The following is a 16,402-nucleotide window of genomic DNA, read 5'->3' as shown; positions in this document are numbered from 1 at the left end:
TTGAAAGATGCTGGCAAAGAAGACAAGCTGGAAGAGGTTTTGGCTGAAGTGCCCCGCGTTCGTGAGGATTCCGGTTATCCTCCTCTGGTTACACCTACTAGCCAAATTGTTGGTACGCAGGCTGTATTCAATGTCATTTTGGGCGAGCGCTATAAGATGGTAACGAAGGAGTTCAAGGGCTTGGTCCATGGTGATTATGGTAAGACTCCTGCTCCCATCAGTGCTGAGTTTACAAAGAAAATTTTGGGCGATGAAAAACCCATTACCTGCCGTTTCGCAGATACGCTGGAGCCGGAAATGGATAAATTGAAGGCAGAAGCAGCGAAGTGGGTACAGCAAGAAGAAGATGTTCTGACTTATGCAATGTTCCCGCAGGTAGCGCCGAAATTCTTTGAGAAGCGCAATAATAAATTGATGGGTGTTGACGGCGATCACGTAGATTTCGCTGGAAAATCTCATCCGGTTTAAGTCAATCGTAAATGAAAAGATCCTGTACAGATTTTATTTCTGTGCAGGATTTTTTTATTGTGTGTTTATAGTTTGTTAATTGCTTTCTTTGTAAATGGCTGTTACAATAAAAGAAAAAAGGGGCTGAGGAGATGAAAGAAACGCGGACGTTTATATGGAGCGATCGTAAACGGACTGCTTTTGGTTTGCCTTGGACTTTTACGAAGTATTGTTTAACTCCGGAAAAACTGTTGATTCAGTCCGGAATTTTTAATACCAAAGAAGAAGAAATTCGGCTTTACCGAATTATGGATGTGACTTTAAAGCGTTCTTTCATTGAGAGAGTCTTTGGATTGGGGACCATTCATTGCTGCTCGGCCGACAAATCAACTCCGGAGTTTGATATTGTTTGGATTAAAGATGCTGCAAAGGTGAAAGAGCTGTTTTCGGATATGATTGAAAAGGAACGGATGCAAAAAAGAGTAACCAGTCGAGAATTCATGACCGATGAAGAAACTGATTTCGACCCGGAATCGTTACCCTAAATATTTACAAATACCATACAGAATAGTAAAATATAGAAAAGGTTTAGTTGAAGGTACTCATTCGAAAAGCATACTTTGTTTTGAGGTGGGGAATATGAAATTCGATCCTTTAAAAAAGAAGATATGAAACCAAGGAGGTTCTGTGCGTCTGCACGGAGCCTTCTTTTGTGTATCGGAGGAAACGAATATGGCTGAACTTTGGGATATTTATGATGAAAACCGTACGCTTACCGGCCGGACACACCAGCGTGGGCATCCTCTTGCACCGGGGGATTATCATTTGGTGGGGGATGTATGGACCATTAATTTGGAAAATCAAGTATTATTGACACAGCGGCATCCTTCCAAGCCTAACGGTTTGATGTGGGAGTGCACGGGCGGAGCAATTCAAGCAGGAGAGAATAGCCTATGCGGCGCTATTCGTGAGCTAAGGGAAGAGACCGGCCTTAGGGTGTCACCAGAACAATTGTCCTTGATGCATACGGTGCGTTTAAAGGATCGTTTTGTTGATACGTATATTGTGCGACTGGATTTTGTGCTTTCACAAATTGTGCTTGATGAGAAGGAAACTATTCAGGCGATTTTAGTTGACTGGGATGAGTTATTAACGCTTTGGGCGGCAGGAAAATTATGTCCTAAAAGCAGATTCCCCTTATACAAAAATGAAATAGCGTCTTTTTTAAATTACGTAACGTAGATTGTGTGGAAATTAGTTGCTATACGGGAGTGTGAGACACTCCCTTTTTCTTGCAAAACATTGGGAAAAAGTGTACAATAAACCCAACTATTATTTGGTGAAAGAGGAAACGAGTATGATTTTAAGTATGACTGGATATGGTCGTGCAGAAGAGGTAATTCATGGGCGTGATATTACAGTAGAAATTAAAAGTGTAAATTCACGTTTCTTTGAGTATTCTTCACGGATGCCACGTAGCTATACCTTTTTGGACGATCGGCTGAAAAAGCTTCTTTCTGCCCGGATATCACGCGGAAAAGTTGAGCTCGGTTTGACAGTGCAGAATTTGGAAACCGTAGATACTGAAATCGTACCAAATGTGGAGCTAGCACGCCAGTATGTGAATGCAGTAGATTCACTATGCAAAGAATTGGCGGTGCCAAATGATTTAAAAGCATCTTCTTTGATGCGTATTCCAGAGATTTTTACGACCCAAAAGGCAAAGCAGGATGAAGAACAGATTTGGCTGGATGTTCAGCATGTTGCGGAGCAAGCATTGTCCAGTTTTGTGGAGATGCGAAGCGTAGAGGGAAACAAATTGCGTTTGGACGTTCTGTCAAGGCTGGATTTCTTGGAACAGACAGTGGAAAAGATTGTTCAGACAAGTGAAGGGCGCGTTTCCCGGTATACTGAAAAATTATATGCAAAACTTCAGGCATTGTTGGAGGACCGCAATATTGATGAAGCACGCTTGTTAACGGAAGCTGCCATTTTTGCGGATAAGACGGCTGTAGATGAAGAGACGGTTCGTCTGCAAAGTCATATTGCTCAGTACCGAAACTTTTTGAATATGGATTCTCCAATCGGAAAGAAATTGGATTTTCTTACGCAAGAGCTGAATCGTGAAACCAACACCATAGGTTCTAAATGTAGCGAATTAGAGATTACCCGCATGGTGGTAGAGATGAAAGGGGAAATTGAAAAAATTCGCGAACAAATTCAAAATATTGAGTAAGACGAGAAAAACGACGGTGGAGGATGCTATGAAGCTGATTAATATAGGATTTGGAAATATGGTCAGTGCGAATCGTTTGGTTGCGATTGTCAGTCCGGAGTCGGCTCCCATTAAACGAATTGTGCAGGAAGCACGTGACAAGGGAACCTTGATCGATGCGACTTACGGACGCAGAACACGTGCTGTAATTATTACGGATTCGGATCATGTTGTACTTTCGGCGATTCAGCCTGAAACGGTGGCGAATCGATTTACAGATACCTCTGAGGATGAGGAGGAATTGGTAGATGAATAAACAGAGGCATCTCTTGGTGGTATCTGGCCCGTCTGGTGCTGGAAAAGATACAGTGGTTCGCCGGATGATGGAAAAATATCCGGAGATTGAAATTTCAGTTTCTGCTACAACTCGGCTTCCTCGAGAGGGGGAAAAAGATGGCGTCGATTATTACTTCTTATCAGTGGATGCGTTTGAGGAGAAAATCCAACGTGGAGAAATGCTTGAATATGTCCATTATTGTGATAGATACTATGGAACACCAAAATCTGAGGTGGATCGAAGATTAGAGGTTGGTACCACAGTAGTACTGGTGATTGAAGTGATTGGCGCTGCCAATATTAAAAAGATGTATCCGGACTGCACGTTGATTTTTATTATGCCACCTAGTTTGGAAGAATTGAGTCGACGTTTGCACGGCAGAGGAACCGAATCAGAAGAGGCGATTCAGAAAAGATTGCTTCGTGCCAAGGAAGAAATCGAGAAAAAGGAGCTTTACGATTTTTCCGTTGTCAATGATGACGCAGATCGCTGTGCAGAAGAAATTTATTCTATTTTACAAAAACGTTTGGAAGAGTGAATGACAAAGGAGCGTGGCATTTGGCAATTACAGCACAAGTGGCGGTAGCAGGAGCCACGATTCATTTTGATAAACTTTATACTTATCTTGTTCCAGATTGCTTAAGGCAAGGTGTCCAGGTTGGCAGTATGGTTTTAGTTCCGTTCGGAAGAGGAACTGCCAAAATGAGGACAGGTGTGGTGCTCGATTTACAAGAGAGCGAAACAATAGAAAAACGGCTGAAAGAGATTTATGATGTTGCTCCTGAGGAAGCTCGCCTTTCCGATGAGTTATTGGAATTGGTTCATGAATTAAGAGACAAAACCTTTTGCACCTATTATGATGCGGTAAAAGCGATTATCCCATACGGCGCGCAATATAAACCGGTTTATGTGAATGGAGTACCGCGCCTTCAGAAACAAATTGTTCGCCATACAGAAAAGGTTTATGCCCGTAGACAAGAACCGAGTAAATGGACGCAAAAGCAAAAGCTTGCATGGGATAGCTTGAGTGACGGAGAGAAAACTCAAACGGAACTTGAAAATTTAGGCGTTAGCCAAAATGTGTTGGATAGAATGTGTGAACAGGGAACTTTATCTGTTTCGCTGCGAGATCGAAATTTAACTCTTTATGAGAACTATGGCGGAGCAAGTGCTGTGCCTGTTTTAAGTCCGGCTCAGCAGAAAGCGTTTTTGGAGTTGGCAGTGCTTTTGGAAAGTGGAAAACCACAGGCTGCTTTGCTGCACGGAGTTACATCCAGTGGAAAAACATTGGTTTTTTTGAAATTGATAGAAAAGACCATTGCGCTGGGAAAGCAGGCGTTGGTTCTTGTGCCGGAGATTTCTTTGACTCCACAGATGATTTATCGTCTTAAGGCGGTTTTTGGGGATCGCGTGGCAGTTCAACATTCTGCACTTTCCAATACAGAACGACTGCTTCAGTGGAGAGAGATTCAATTGGGAAAAGCCGATATCGTAGTCGGTACCCGCAGCGCGGTTTTTGCTCCTTTGTCACGGATAGGGATTATCATCATCGATGAGGAACAGGAACACACCTATCATTCGGAGAATGCTCCACGTTTTTTAGCTCACGATATTGCCAAAAGACGCGCTGTTACACATAACGCACTTTTGCTTTTTGCAAGTGCGACGCCTTCCTTAGAAAGTTATTATGCTGCGCGTACTGGCAGATATCATCTTGTGGAGCTAACTGAACGCTACAATCGGATGCCGCTACCAGAAGTGACGATGGTAGATATGCGAGAGGAATTAGCGCAAGGAAATGCGGGAGTTGTTAGCAATCGTTTGGCACAAGAGATTCAAAAAAATTTGGATTGCGGTGAACAGAGCATTTTACTGCTGAATCGGCGAGGTTATCAGACCGTTGGTATGTGTACTGCATGCGGTGAAGTGTACAAGTGTGATGCATGTAGTGTACCGATGGTTTACCATAAGGCGTCCGGTAAATTGTTGTGCCACTATTGCGGAAAAAGTGTTTCTCCAGTGCCAACTCTTTGCCCAAAGTGTGGCGGGAAAATGAAGTATACAGGATTTGGAACGCAGCGTGTGGAAGAGGAATTGGAACAACGTTTTCCCAAGGCACGTGTGCTGCGTATGGATTTGGATTCGACTTCCCGAAAAAACGCCCACGAAAAAATGTTGCAACAGTTTGCAGAAGGTAAGTATGATATTATGCTTGGAACGCAAATGGTTGCCAAAGGATTGGATTTCGAAAAGGTAACGTTGGTTGGCGTATTGGGAATCGATCAGATGCTGTTTGCACAAGGTTATCGGGCATTTGAAAACGTGTTTAGTCTTGTTACTCAGGTAGTGGGACGTGGGGGACGGGCAGCTCGGCCAGGACGGGCACTGATTCAAACTGTGGATCCGGAACATCCGGTTTTGGCCCTTGCGGCTCATCAGGATTACCGTTCGTTTTATGAGCAAGAAATTGCTTTCCGAAAATTAAACCTTTATCCTCCTTTTTGCACAATTTGTATGGTTGGATTCAGTGGGAAAGAGGAATCAAAGGTGATGCAGGCAGCTCGCGGATTTGCAGAGTTGATTCAGCAAAATGCAGAGCGCACAAATAAAATTCCATTGCGTATTCTTGGCCCTGCGCCAATGAATATTGTCATGGTAAATAATCATTATCGTTATAAGTTAACGGTGAAGTGTCGGAATGACGGTGCTTTTCGCAGGTTAATGCACTTGGCTTTGGATAAATATAATGAGAAGGGACTGGCTTTGCTGGCCTCAATTTATCTTGATTTTTATTCAGATGCCGATATTTGATTGGAGGGTAAAAAATGGCATTGAGAACAATTGTGCAGGATGGAGATCCTATTTTAAAGAAAAAATGTCGACCGGTAACGAATTTTGATGCTCGTCTTGCTGAGTTGCTGGATGATATGAGAGAAACCTTGGCGGATGCGAATGGATATGGTCTTGCGGGACCTCAGGTTGGGGTTATGCGGCGAGTATTCATTAGCATTGATGAGAGAGATTTACCAGAAGACGAAGAGCGTCCAGAGGATTATGAAACCAAATATCTTGAATTTGTAAATCCGGAGATTTTGTCTACAGAAGGGGAGATCCTGCAGTATGAGGGGTGTCTTTCTTTCCCGGGACGAAATGGTGCAGTACGCCGTCCGGCAAAAGTGAAGGCGCGGGCGTTCGATCGAAATGGTCAGCCGTTTGAAATTGAAGCGGAAGGAATGTTGGCCCGTTGTATTTGCCATGAAAACGATCATTTGAATGGCGTTACAATTTTGGATCGTGCGGAATATTTTTACGAAGATGAGGAAGACGAAGAAGAGGAATAAGGATGAGAATTCTTTTTATGGGGACGCCTGATATTGCGGCCCAAAGCTTGCAGACTATGCTAGAAACGCTTCCCAAAACGTACGAGATTTGTGGCGTTTTTACGCGTGAAGATAAGCCTGTTGGACGAAAGCAAATTTTAACGGCTCCTCCTGTGAAACAAATAGCACAAAAGTATGGAATTCCTGTTTTTCAACCGAAGACATTGCGTACTCCTGAGACAGTAGAGCAGATACGTGAGTTGCGACCGGAGTTGATTGTTGTAGTGGCCTACGGACGCATTTTACCGCAGGAAGTGTTAGACATTCCGAGATTGGGTGCGATTAATCTGCATGTGTCCTTATTGCCCAAATATCGTGGAGCAGCACCGGTTCAGTGGGCAGTGATTAATGGGGATGAAGAGACTGGCGTCACCATTATGCAGTTGGATGCAGGTTTGGACACGGGAGATATCCTTTTGGTCGAGAAAATCGGGATTCCCGAGAATATGACAAGTGGAGAATTGTTTGAGTCGGTATCAAGTACAGGAGCCTCCTTACTGTGCAAAGCAATATGTAAGATTGAATCAAGGGAGCTTACCCCCATTCCACAGGACGAAAAGTGTGCAACATTGGCCCCGCCTTTAAATAAGGAGATGGCCTTGTTTCAATTTGCACAACCGGCCCGAAAACTTCACAATCTTATTCGCGGATTGAATCCTTGGCCAATTGCGTATTTTATGTATCAAGGAAAAAAAATTAAGGTTCGGAGAGCGAAATTTCATTCTCAAAGTGGTCGACCTGGGGAGATTCTCGGTGTTAATCCGTTATTGGTGGCCTGTGAGAACGGATCGCTTGAACTTTTGGAGGTTGTACCTGAAGGTGGAAAACCTATGTCTGGAAATGCATGGGCTGCCGGACGAAGATTCCATGTAGGAGATTGTTTGGAATGAGGGAGAGACTGCATGGATAAGGTGCGATATGCTGTAGTTCATTTGTTGATGCGACAGGAGCATGGTGGATATTCCAATTTGGTTTTGCAGAATGCTTTGGAGCAGTATAAAGATTTTTCCTTTCGGGACAAGGCATTCCTTTCCGCCGTCTTTTATGGAACGGTAGAACGGCAATTTACAATTGATTATTTGTTGCAAATGTATTTGAATCGTCCACTGGAAAAATTGGACCCTGTGGTTCGTGCGATTTTACGCACGGGTTTGTACCAAGCAAGATGGATGGATTCCGTTCCGGTCCGTGCGGCGGTCAATGAATCGGTCACCTTGACAAAGGCTGTGCGGAAGACAAGTGCGGCAGGTATGGTGAATGCGGTACTTCGTAAAGCAGCAGAGTTTGATTTAGATAAGATAACGTTTTGCGATGAGATACAAAGGTTAAGCGTGTTATATAGTGTTTCACCGGAAATAGCATCTCTTTTTCTAAATAAAATACCGAACTACGAGAGAATCTTGCAGGATAGCTTTAAACAACCACGACTTTGTATTCGTGTGAATTCATTAAAGACCACGCAAGAGAAAGTGGAAAAGTATTTTCAAGAAAAAGGATTTGCTGTTCACACAGGCAGAGTACCCGGATGTTTATATGTGGATTATCATGGAGAGCTTGCGGCGGATTCGTCTTTTCAAAATGGAGAGTTTCATGTCCAAGGAGAGGCCTCTCAAATCGCTTGCGCTACACTTTGCCCGCAACCAGGTGAACGAGTGTTGGATGTGTGTGCGGCTCCTGGAGGCAAAAGTGTAACGTTGGCACAGTACATGAAAAATGAGGGCATCTTGTGTGCCAGTGATGCGGCGGCAAACAGAATTTCTTTGATTGAGAGAGCTTTTCAGAGATGTGGCGTAACATGTGGAACCGTCTTGTGCGCAGACGCTTCTGTTTTTCGTGAAGAACAGTGCCAGGCAGATGCGGTGTTGTGCGATGTGCCTTGTTCCGGCCTTGGAATATTGGCTAAGAAACCAGATATTCGGCACAAGGATTTAAAGGGATTGGCAGAGTTGCAACAATTGCAGCTAAAAATTCTTTCCGTTTCTGCTCGCTATGTAAAACCGGGTGGTCGACTGGTATATTCTACGTGTACGTTAAATCCGGATGAAAACGAATCTGTGGTACGTGCGTTTTTGGATAAAGAATCTGATTTTTTTGTGAAAAATGTGTCCTTTGCGAAAGAAAAAAGCGGTATGGTGACGTTTTATCCATATGGGGAAGAGCAGGACGGCTTTTTTATTGCGTCACTTGAAAGAAAGCGATGATTGGTTAATTTACGATTTTTGGTAGAATCTTGATGGAGATTGTGATACAATGAATCAGATAGGGATTTCTTCTCTTACGCTAGAGGAATTGACTGCTTTTGTAAAAAAGCAGGGGCAGCCGGCTTTTCGAGCGAAACAGATCTTTCACTGGTTACATCAGCGAAATGTAAAAAATTTTTCCCAGATGACGGATCAGCCCAAATCTTTTATAGCGCAGCTCGAGGAGATTTGCCGAATCGAAACGCTGTCAATTGAGCGCAGGCAGCAATCAAAAGATGGAACAGTGAAGTATTTGTTTCGTCTTCCGGATGGGAATTGTATAGAAACGGTATGGATGCAATATTCATACGGCAATACTGTTTGTGTATCTTCTCAAGTAGGATGTCGTATGGGGTGTCGTTTTTGTGCGTCTACACAGGGCGGTCGAATAAGAAATTTGACTGCGGGTGAAATTGCAGGCGAAATTTATGCTGCAATGGAGGACATGCAACAACGCGTATCGCATATTGTTCTGATGGGAATTGGGGAGCCGTTAGATAATTTCGACAATGTTATGGATTTCCTCTCCATCATTTCTTCACCAGAAGGAATCAATGTCGGAATGCGGAATATTAGTCTATCGACTTGTGGCCTTGTACCGATGATTGAAAAGTTGGCGGATCGCCATCTACAATTGACACTGTCTATTTCTTTGCATGCGCCATTAAACGAGATGCGAAGTTCGATGATGCCTGTGAATGATGCGTATCCAGTGGAGCAGCTAATACAGGCGTGTCGCGATTATCAAAAACAAACAGGACGGCGCATTAGTTTTGAGTATGCCATGGTAAGAGGTGTAAATGACAGCGATTCTACGGCACAGGAGCTAGCAAGATTGATCCACGGAATGGGAGCACATGTGAATTTGATTCCCATTAATCCAGTGGATGGTTCACCTTATTCAGCTACAGATGCGGCAAATGTAAAACGGTTTCAGCAGACTCTGTTGAATTTAGGCGTAAATGCGACGGTGCGTAGGCGGCTTGGGACGGATATTAGTGCAGCGTGCGGTCAATTGCGTCGCGAGGCAAAAGGAGGAACGGCCACATGAGGCTGGTGGCGAAAACGGATATAGGCAACCAGCGAGCGGAAAATCAGGACAGTTACCGAGCAGGGCGTCTGCCGGATGAAACGGTCTGGGCCGTTGTTTGTGACGGAATGGGCGGTGCACGAGGCGGAAGACTAGCAAGTAACCTTGCTACTGCGCGTATGGAGTCGGTCTTTTTAGAGGGGGCGGCAGGAGTCCATAATGAAGAGACTGCTTACGATTTGCTTTGCGCTGCGGTCGAAGAAGCAAACGATGCGGTTTATATGAAGGCTATGGAGAATCCAGCCACGCGAGGAATGGGAACAACAGCGGTTTGTGCGATTGTACAAAAAGGAATGGCATATTACGCCCATGTAGGCGATTCTCGAGCCTATCTTTATCATGGACATACTTTAAGTCAGCTCACTCGCGATCATTCCATGGTGCAGGAACTGGTAGAAAAAGGTGCAATTACGGAGCAAGAAGCTGCTACCCATCCAAGAAAAAATCTGATTACCAGAGCCTTGGGAGTTGGAGCAGAGGTTTTGACAGATTGCAACTCGATTCCGGTAAGGCCGGGGGACATTCTTCTTTTATGTTCAGATGGGTTAAGCAATTTTGTCACGATAGATCAAATGGAAGCTATTTTAGAAAAAGGCGATTTCTTTACTGCTGCAGACCGTATGGTGAATGCTGCATTGGAAGCAGGAGGACTGGACAACATTACGGTATTGCTTGTAGAAGTGGAGGCTGCGGAGAAACAACATGGATAATCTAATCAACCAGCGGCTAGATGGCCGTTATATGATTGAACAGCTTTTGGGTTCTGGCGGAATGGCAAATGTGTATAAAGGCCATGATCTGCAAACGGGGCGCACAGTGGCAATTAAGGTGCTGCGAGAAGAGTTCTTGGAGAATACAGACCTCGTGCGTCGTTTTAAAAATGAATCCAAGGCGATTTCAGTTTTGGATCATCCGAATATTGTGAAGGTTTACGATGTAAACATGACGGGAAATGTGCAGTATATCGTTATGGAATACATCGACGGCATCACATTAAAAGAATATATGGAGTATCGTGCGCAACCGCTCACCTATAAGGAGACGTTGCACTTTGTAACGCAAGTGCTTTTGGCGTTACATCATGCGCACGAAAAGGGTATCGTTCATCGTGATGTAAAGCCACAGAATATTATGTTGCTTTCTAACGGCTCTATTAAAGTGATGGATTTTGGAATCGCAAGATTTTCCAGAAGTGAGAGCCAAACGATGACGGACAAGGCCATTGGTTCTGTTCACTACATTAGTCCAGAGCAGGCACGTGGGGATACAACAGATGCCAAGGCGGATATTTATTCCGTTGGAGTTATGATGTATGAGATGCTGTCGGGAAAACTTCCGTTTGATTCCGACAGCCCTGTTTCGGTTGCAATTAAACAGATTTCGGATACGCCGACACCGCTTCGTGAATTGAACGCTGCGGTTCCAGAGGCATTAGAGGCAATCACCAATCGTGCAATGGCCAAAGATCCAAGAGATCGGTATCCTTCTGCACGTGCCATGCTGGCTGATTTGGAAGAGTTCAAAAGGAATCCAAGTGTAAAGTTTGAGTATCAGTATTTGAACGATCCAGAACCCACTCGGTATGTGGATAAGGTGGTGAGTAAGACAACTGTGAAGCAGCCAGTCAGACCTCAGGCGCGGAAAAAAACACCTGCAAAGAAAGCGGGCTTTTTCAGTTCTCTTACGGGAAAGGGAAACTGGAAAATGGCTTTGCCCATTTTAGCTGGAGTAGCGGCAGCATTTGCAATTGGTGCAATTATTTTGGTGATTGTAATTTTTAAAAGTGCACCGAATCAACTGTTTACCCAGTATGAAGATGTCGATTTGCCCAACTTTACGAATATGAATGTAAATGACATCATAAATAATGATGAGTATCCGTTCCGTTTTGAAGTGGAAGAGGAGTATAACAGTGAGAAGGAGGCTGGCGTTGTATATGACCAGTCACCTAAGGCTCCGAAAAAAGTAAAAGAAAATTCGATTGTAACTTTGCGCGTTAGCAAAGGGGTACAGATGCAGGCCGTTCCAGATGTGGTGGGAATGACCAGAGATGAAGCCCAGAAAGCCTTGAAAGATGCAGGTTTTAGTGTACGCGTAAAAACACAAGAGAGTACCGATGTTGCCGAAGATATTGTGTTGAGCACCGATCCGGTAGCAAATACACAGTATGAAACAGGTCAAATCGTAGAATTAGTGATCAGCCGTGCACACGTAGAAAATGAAACAACTGTGCCAAGTATTTTGAATATGGATGTGGAGACGGCCAGAAAGACGCTGCAGGCGGCTGGGTTGACGCTGGGAACTGCCAATGAAGTGGAAAATGAGGCTCCGGCAGGAACCATTATTGCGCAAACACCGGAGGCTGGTAGCACACTTAAAAAGAATAAGGCTGTGCATTACACGGTTTCGACCGGACTTCCCGTTAATACAAGAAATGTAGTGATTACTTTCACCGATACGAATGACGGTGGAGTATGGACATTTACAATGGATGACGGACAAGTTGCAACGGCTACCTCTATACGGGGAACGGCAGGAAGTGCGGTGGTTTCCTTTACGTCTACTGGAGTGCATACTATTATCGTTACAGGTCCGGATGGAGCAACTGTTCAGACTCTCTCTATAGATTTCACAAGCAATGGTGGAGATGTGCAGGCTGGTCCATATAGTGGTAGTGCGATTCCGGGAGATACGGGAACATCGTCGTCTTCTTCGATTCCGTCTTCTTCAACGGCTCCGCCTCCATCATCATCCTCTTCTGAACAGTCCAGTAGTATTGTTACGGGCGGATAAGTCTTTTCAAAAGTAACCAGGAAAAGCGGAGGTTTAACATTGTCCAATATGGAGCATGAGAAAACTGATCTGCAGGAGACCCCGAAAGGAGAACATTCTTTCAGGGAGCAGAAACAAAACAATCCGGCTCATCGCAAAAAAACTCGAAAAAACAGGGCGAGGACGCGGCAGTCTGCAAATGAGCCGCGTCCGCGTCCAAGACGCGTCGAAAATGCTGAAGTTACAGTGAAAGATGAGCCAGAAATAAAAGTACAACAAGAAAATTTGGTGACGGAGGAATCTCCTCTGTTGGTTGAGCAGCAAGATGAATTTTTGAATCAAGAAATTTTGCCCGACGCTTTGGAGCCTTTGGCAGAGACGCAAGATTTAGAGGAGTCTAATGCCGAAGAACGACTGAATGATGAAGAGCACTCGCAAGAGAACTCTGAGGTTGTACAAGAGCCGAAAGAGGAATCTTTGATTGAACCCATCGTTGAAGAAAAGAATTCTCAAGAAAATCTTGAAAAAGTAGAGATTCAAGAAGCTGAGCAAAAGCAACCTGACTTTTCGGCACAAAAGCAGCAGGACGATGAAGATTTAGTCCAGCCAAGCAAAAAGCATCATTTTGCATTTTACATGGGATGGTTTACTTTAGCATTTACTTTGTGTAGCGTGGTGCTCATTGCTGCTCTGTTTTTATTCTCGGGAAATCCGCTGTTTACGACTGCAGAAGACGTGAATTTGCCAAACTTTACCCAAATGACACGTGAAGAGGTTGAGGATAACCCTAACTTCTCTACTTTTAAGCTTCAATTTGAGGAAGAGTACAATTCAGAAGTAGATGAAGGAATTATATTTGACCAATCTCCGAAACCACCTAAAAAGGTGAAAGAAAATTCTGTGATTACTCTGCGTGTAAGTAAGGGCGTGGAGTACGTAGAAATTCCGGATGTTTCTGGATGGAAATGGGAGACCGCCAAAGAAAAATTAAAAGAATTGGGTGTTGATGTTCTAATTCGGTATGAAGAAAATGATGACTTTGAAGAAGATACTGTAATTCGAACCGATCCTGATTTTGGAGAGACCGTCCAAACGGGAACAACAGTGTCTCTTTATGTAAGTCAGCAGGAAACTTTGAAGGAGAGCAACGTACCCAATTGTGTTGGCAAGTCTTATTCAGAAGCAACCACAATGTTGATGGAGAGAAAGTTAAAGGTAAAAGTGGTACGGCGTGATAGTACTTCTGCGAAGGGGACGGTCTTAAGCCAGTCGCCACAGCCTGGGATTTTGTTAAATGCAGGTGAGACGGTTACTTTATATGTTTCTTCTGGTGAACCGGAAGTCCCGGATGTAACAGAGACAGGTCATGTTCATTCCTGGTCACCACCGGATGAAAATGGTTACCAGTTCTGCTATGTTTGTCTTGAAACAAGGAAGGCTCCCGAATGAATTTTGAAAACTACATTATCAAAGGAATTGGCGGCTTCTATTATGTTCACACGGAGCAGGGTGTGATAGAGTGTAAACCCAAAGGAATTTTTCGTAAGAGAAAAATAACGCCGGTTGCAGGGGATCGCGTATGTCTCGAGCGCCAGGCAGAAACTTGGGTGATTTCGGACTTGCTCCCGCGTAAGAATGTTTTTGTGCGTCCGCCGATCGCAAATGTAGACCAGCTTTTTATTGTGGTCAGCACAGTTCAGCCTGTACCCAGTACGTTGGTGATTGATAAGTTGACCGCAATTGCAGTTGATCGGGGAGCTCAACCAGTCATTTTGATTACGAAGACGGATTTGGAGAGTGCGGATTATCTTGTAAAGTGTTATGAGCATTCTCGAATTCCAATGTTTTGCGTCAATGGGGCTACTGGTGAAGGTTTGGAGAATCTTCGGGGCATGCTGCAGGATCGACTGAGCGTATTTTGTGGCAATTCTGGAGTAGGGAAATCTACGTTGTTGAGCGCGTTACTTCCAGATCAGGTCCTGGAAACAGGGGAAATTAGCCAAAAGTTAGGTCGAGGACGGCACACTACGCGTGAAGTTCAAATTTTTGAATGTAATGGCGGATTAGTGGCGGATACCCCCGGTTTCGCAAGTTTGGATATGGAAAAGGCGGCTGCAATTTCAAAAGAAAATCTTCAGTTTGCCTTTCCAGATATTGCTGAGTATTTTGGACAATGCCAATTTACCGGTTGTTCCCATCTCGTTGGGAAGGGATGTGCGGTACGACAAGCATTGGAAGAAGGAAATCTGGATAGGACTCGCTACGAAAGTTATGTTGCGCTTTATCAGGAGGCTAAGCAAAAAGAGGATTGGCAGAGGTGAGAATTACTCGCCTCTGCTTTTTTAGGAGGAATTGTGATGAAACGCTGTGTGATTTTTGCTGCCTTACCTGTATCGGCCGCTCTTCATAAGTGGTGGGACACGGCAGATTTTGTGATTGCGGCAGATGCTGGGTATGAGTCCGCCCGTGCATTGGGAGTAAAAGCAGACCTGCTTTTGGGAGACTATGATAGTGCTCCGGCGCCGGATTTAGATGGACACACTGTAAAACTTCCTGCGGAAAAGGATGATACAGATACTTATTATGCTGTTCGAAAGGCGTTAGAAATTGGGTTTGAAGAGATTGTCATTTTAGGCGGTATTGGTGGAAGATTCGATCACACCATGGCGAATTTGCAAACATTGGTGCTTTTGGCGCAAAGGGGAGTTCGCGGAATCCTGGCCGATGAAACGACGGAGATTACGGCCCTTTTACCGGGAACATATGAGATCCCAAGAAGAGATAACGTTTATTTGTCACTGTTTACCGCGGAAAAGCAGACGGAAGGTGTTAGTTTACGCGGATTGAAATATTCTTTGACGAATTACACCATGACAAATAGTTTTCCAATTGGTGTCAGCAATGAATTTGAAGAAGAAAAAGCAACGATTTCCTTCCGAAAGGGCAGCCTTTATTTGATGTTTTGTCAAAAATGATAGAGGAACATTTTCCCGGAATTCTGTATAGAATGTTATAAACCATTTGCAGAGGGAGGGAATAGGCAATGAAAGTAGTTATTTGGAAAAGTCCAAAATGCCTGTCGGGAATTTTGCGGGTTTTATTTAAAGTCAAATAGTGAAATAAATCTTTTTTAATCCGGATGTGCTTTTGTCATGCACATCCGGATTTCTTTTTCATATTGTTGCACGTCCCTGAATATACATAAGCTAGAACAGCGAAAGGGGCGACAGGCCGTATGGAGTTAAAAGCGTATCAAGATACCGTTATGACGGCACAGAACATATGCGAGACGAAGCTGGAGCTTCCGGTGGAGACAGAAATTCTGATTCCCGACTATCTGCCGCAGGTGTTCAAAATCGTGAAATGTTTTGTGTATCCTGTGATTTTGCAGCGCCAAGTGATGGCAGGACGTCTTACAGTCGAGGGCTATTTGCGCTGTACCGTTTATTACCAGGCCGATGGTGAGGAAGGATTGTGTCAGACCGAACAGAAACTACCATTCACTAAACAGGTGGATTTGCGTGAAACGGCAAATATAGCGGCAGTAATTCAAGTGTCCGGAGAACCGGAGTATATCAACTGCCGCGCACTGAGCGGACGCAGAGTGGATATTCGTGGTGCCTATGCATTGTGCATCACCGCCAGTGCTCAAGAAGAAAATGAAATTATTACAGCCTTGGCAGGTGGCGGGATTGAACAAAAAACTTGCGAATTAAATGGAATTGCAAGTGTTGGCATGCAGGAAAAATTGATTACTGCCGAGGAAAATATTTCGTTTGAAAAATCACCAATGATGATTTTGTCAACAAATTGTACAAGTGAAGTGACTGAGGTGAAACTTCTCACTGGGAAAGCAGTAGTAAAAGGGACACTAATCACCGAAATCCTTTACCGATCTTCTGCAGGGGAAGATTTGATTCA

The 16,402-nt window shown here is 44.2% G+C and carries 16 protein-coding genes and 1 pseudogene; all 17 read left to right on the top strand.

Annotation, left to right across the window (positions count from 1 at the left end; genetic code table 11):
* A pseudogene (locus tag AB5H98_RS09005) lies at positions 1-468 on the top strand (oxaloacetate decarboxylase subunit alpha); the annotation flags it as partial.
* 131 nt (positions 469-599) lie between these two features.
* A complete protein-coding gene (locus AB5H98_RS09000; protein ID WP_367925579.1) occupies positions 600-992 on the top strand; it encodes a PH domain-containing protein in 393 nt (130 codons plus the stop codon).
* A gap of 187 nt (positions 993-1,179) precedes the next feature.
* On the top strand, positions 1,180-1,689 hold the full coding sequence (locus tag AB5H98_RS08995; RefSeq protein WP_367925578.1) for an NUDIX domain-containing protein: 510 nt from the start codon (positions 1,180-1,182) through the stop codon (positions 1,687-1,689).
* Positions 1,690-1,804: 115 nt separating this feature from the next.
* Positions 1,805-2,683 (top strand): YicC/YloC family endoribonuclease, encoded by an 879-nt coding sequence (locus tag AB5H98_RS08990; RefSeq protein ID WP_367925577.1) that lies wholly within the window; start codon positions 1,805-1,807, stop codon positions 2,681-2,683.
* A gap of 28 nt (positions 2,684-2,711) precedes the next feature.
* Positions 2,712-2,978 carry an extracellular matrix/biofilm regulator RemA gene (gene remA, locus AB5H98_RS08985; RefSeq protein WP_367925576.1) on the top strand — a complete coding sequence of 89 codons (267 nt, stop codon included), beginning with the start codon at positions 2,712-2,714 and terminating at the stop codon, positions 2,976-2,978.
* On the top strand, positions 2,971-3,537 hold the full coding sequence (gene gmk / locus AB5H98_RS08980) for a guanylate kinase (protein ID WP_367925575.1): 567 nt from the start codon (positions 2,971-2,973) through the stop codon (positions 3,535-3,537). Before remA ends, gmk begins: the two co-directional genes overlap by 8 nt.
* A 20-nt stretch (positions 3,538-3,557) precedes the next feature.
* Positions 3,558-5,810: a primosomal protein N' gene (priA, locus tag AB5H98_RS08975; protein ID WP_367925574.1), complete on the top strand. Its 2,253-nt coding sequence runs from the start codon at positions 3,558-3,560 to the stop codon at positions 5,808-5,810.
* Positions 5,811-5,824: 14 nt separating this feature from the next.
* On the top strand, positions 5,825-6,340 hold the full coding sequence (gene def, locus AB5H98_RS08970; RefSeq protein ID WP_367925573.1) for a peptide deformylase: 516 nt from the start codon (positions 5,825-5,827) through the stop codon (positions 6,338-6,340).
* Between the two features lie 2 nt (positions 6,341-6,342).
* Positions 6,343-7,269 (top strand): methionyl-tRNA formyltransferase, encoded by a 927-nt coding sequence (gene fmt / locus AB5H98_RS08965; protein WP_367925572.1) that lies wholly within the window; start codon positions 6,343-6,345, stop codon positions 7,267-7,269.
* A gap of 12 nt (positions 7,270-7,281) precedes the next feature.
* On the top strand, positions 7,282-8,580 hold the full coding sequence (gene rsmB, locus AB5H98_RS08960) for a 16S rRNA (cytosine(967)-C(5))-methyltransferase RsmB (protein ID WP_367925571.1): 1,299 nt from the start codon (positions 7,282-7,284) through the stop codon (positions 8,578-8,580).
* A gap of 49 nt (positions 8,581-8,629) precedes the next feature.
* Positions 8,630-9,670, top strand: a complete 1,041-nt coding sequence (gene rlmN, locus AB5H98_RS08955) for a 23S rRNA (adenine(2503)-C(2))-methyltransferase RlmN (protein WP_367925570.1) — start codon at positions 8,630-8,632, stop codon at positions 9,668-9,670.
* A complete protein-coding gene (locus AB5H98_RS08950) occupies positions 9,667-10,419 on the top strand; it encodes a Stp1/IreP family PP2C-type Ser/Thr phosphatase (RefSeq protein ID WP_367925569.1) in 753 nt (250 codons plus the stop codon). Before rlmN ends, AB5H98_RS08950 begins: the two co-directional genes overlap by 4 nt.
* A complete protein-coding gene (gene pknB / locus AB5H98_RS08945) occupies positions 10,412-12,502 on the top strand; it encodes a Stk1 family PASTA domain-containing Ser/Thr kinase (protein ID WP_367925568.1) in 2,091 nt (696 codons plus the stop codon). The genes AB5H98_RS08950 and pknB overlap by 8 nt, the downstream gene beginning before the upstream one ends.
* A gap of 48 nt (positions 12,503-12,550) precedes the next feature.
* Positions 12,551-13,930, top strand: coding sequence for a PASTA domain-containing protein (locus tag AB5H98_RS08940; protein WP_367925580.1), 1,380 nt, complete (start codon positions 12,551-12,553; stop codon positions 13,928-13,930).
* Positions 13,927-14,802: a ribosome small subunit-dependent GTPase A gene (gene rsgA / locus AB5H98_RS08935; protein ID WP_367925567.1), complete on the top strand. Its 876-nt coding sequence runs from the start codon at positions 13,927-13,929 to the stop codon at positions 14,800-14,802. The genes AB5H98_RS08940 and rsgA overlap by 4 nt, the downstream gene beginning before the upstream one ends.
* A gap of 36 nt (positions 14,803-14,838) precedes the next feature.
* Complete coding sequence (locus AB5H98_RS08930) at positions 14,839-15,456, top strand: thiamine diphosphokinase (RefSeq protein ID WP_367925566.1); 618 nt, start codon at positions 14,839-14,841, stop codon at positions 15,454-15,456.
* Between the two features lie 260 nt (positions 15,457-15,716).
* Positions 15,717-16,402, top strand: a 686-nt coding sequence (locus AB5H98_RS08925; RefSeq protein WP_367925565.1) for a DUF3794 domain-containing protein, incomplete at its 3' end; no start/stop codon positions are given.

This window comes from uncultured Ruthenibacterium sp. (assembly GCF_963558415.1).
Classification (GTDB): Bacteria; Bacillota; Clostridia; order Oscillospirales; family Ruminococcaceae; genus Ruthenibacterium.
Note: the sequence above shows the minus strand (reverse complement) of the source record. Positions and strands in the feature narration are given on the sequence as shown.

Bases quoted from the DNA above. Each gene is read 5' to 3' on its own strand.
- fmt (WP_367925572.1), top strand. From the start codon at position 6,343: ATGAGAATTCTTTTTATGGGGACGCCTGATATTGCGGCCCAAAGCTTG.
- AB5H98_RS08930 (WP_367925566.1), top strand. From the start codon at position 14,839: ATGAAACGCTGTGTGATTTTTGCTGCCTTACCTGTATCGGCCGCTCTT.
- AB5H98_RS08990 (WP_367925577.1), top strand. From the start codon at position 1,805: ATGATTTTAAGTATGACTGGATATGGTCGTGCAGAAGAGGTAATTCAT.
- AB5H98_RS08995 (WP_367925578.1), top strand. From the start codon at position 1,180: ATGGCTGAACTTTGGGATATTTATGATGAAAACCGTACGCTTACCGGC.
- gmk (WP_367925575.1), top strand. From the start codon at position 2,971: ATGAATAAACAGAGGCATCTCTTGGTGGTATCTGGCCCGTCTGGTGCT.
- pknB (WP_367925568.1), top strand. From the start codon at position 10,412: ATGGATAATCTAATCAACCAGCGGCTAGATGGCCGTTATATGATTGAA.
- AB5H98_RS08950 (WP_367925569.1), top strand. From the start codon at position 9,667: ATGAGGCTGGTGGCGAAAACGGATATAGGCAACCAGCGAGCGGAAAAT.
- AB5H98_RS09000 (WP_367925579.1), top strand. From the start codon at position 600: ATGAAAGAAACGCGGACGTTTATATGGAGCGATCGTAAACGGACTGCT.
- AB5H98_RS08940 (WP_367925580.1), top strand. From the start codon at position 12,551: ATGGAGCATGAGAAAACTGATCTGCAGGAGACCCCGAAAGGAGAACAT.
- rlmN (WP_367925570.1), top strand. From the start codon at position 8,630: ATGAATCAGATAGGGATTTCTTCTCTTACGCTAGAGGAATTGACTGCT.
- rsmB (WP_367925571.1), top strand. From the start codon at position 7,282: ATGGATAAGGTGCGATATGCTGTAGTTCATTTGTTGATGCGACAGGAG.
- remA (WP_367925576.1), top strand. From the start codon at position 2,712: ATGAAGCTGATTAATATAGGATTTGGAAATATGGTCAGTGCGAATCGT.
- def (WP_367925573.1), top strand. From the start codon at position 5,825: ATGGCATTGAGAACAATTGTGCAGGATGGAGATCCTATTTTAAAGAAA.
- rsgA (WP_367925567.1), top strand. From the start codon at position 13,927: ATGAATTTTGAAAACTACATTATCAAAGGAATTGGCGGCTTCTATTAT.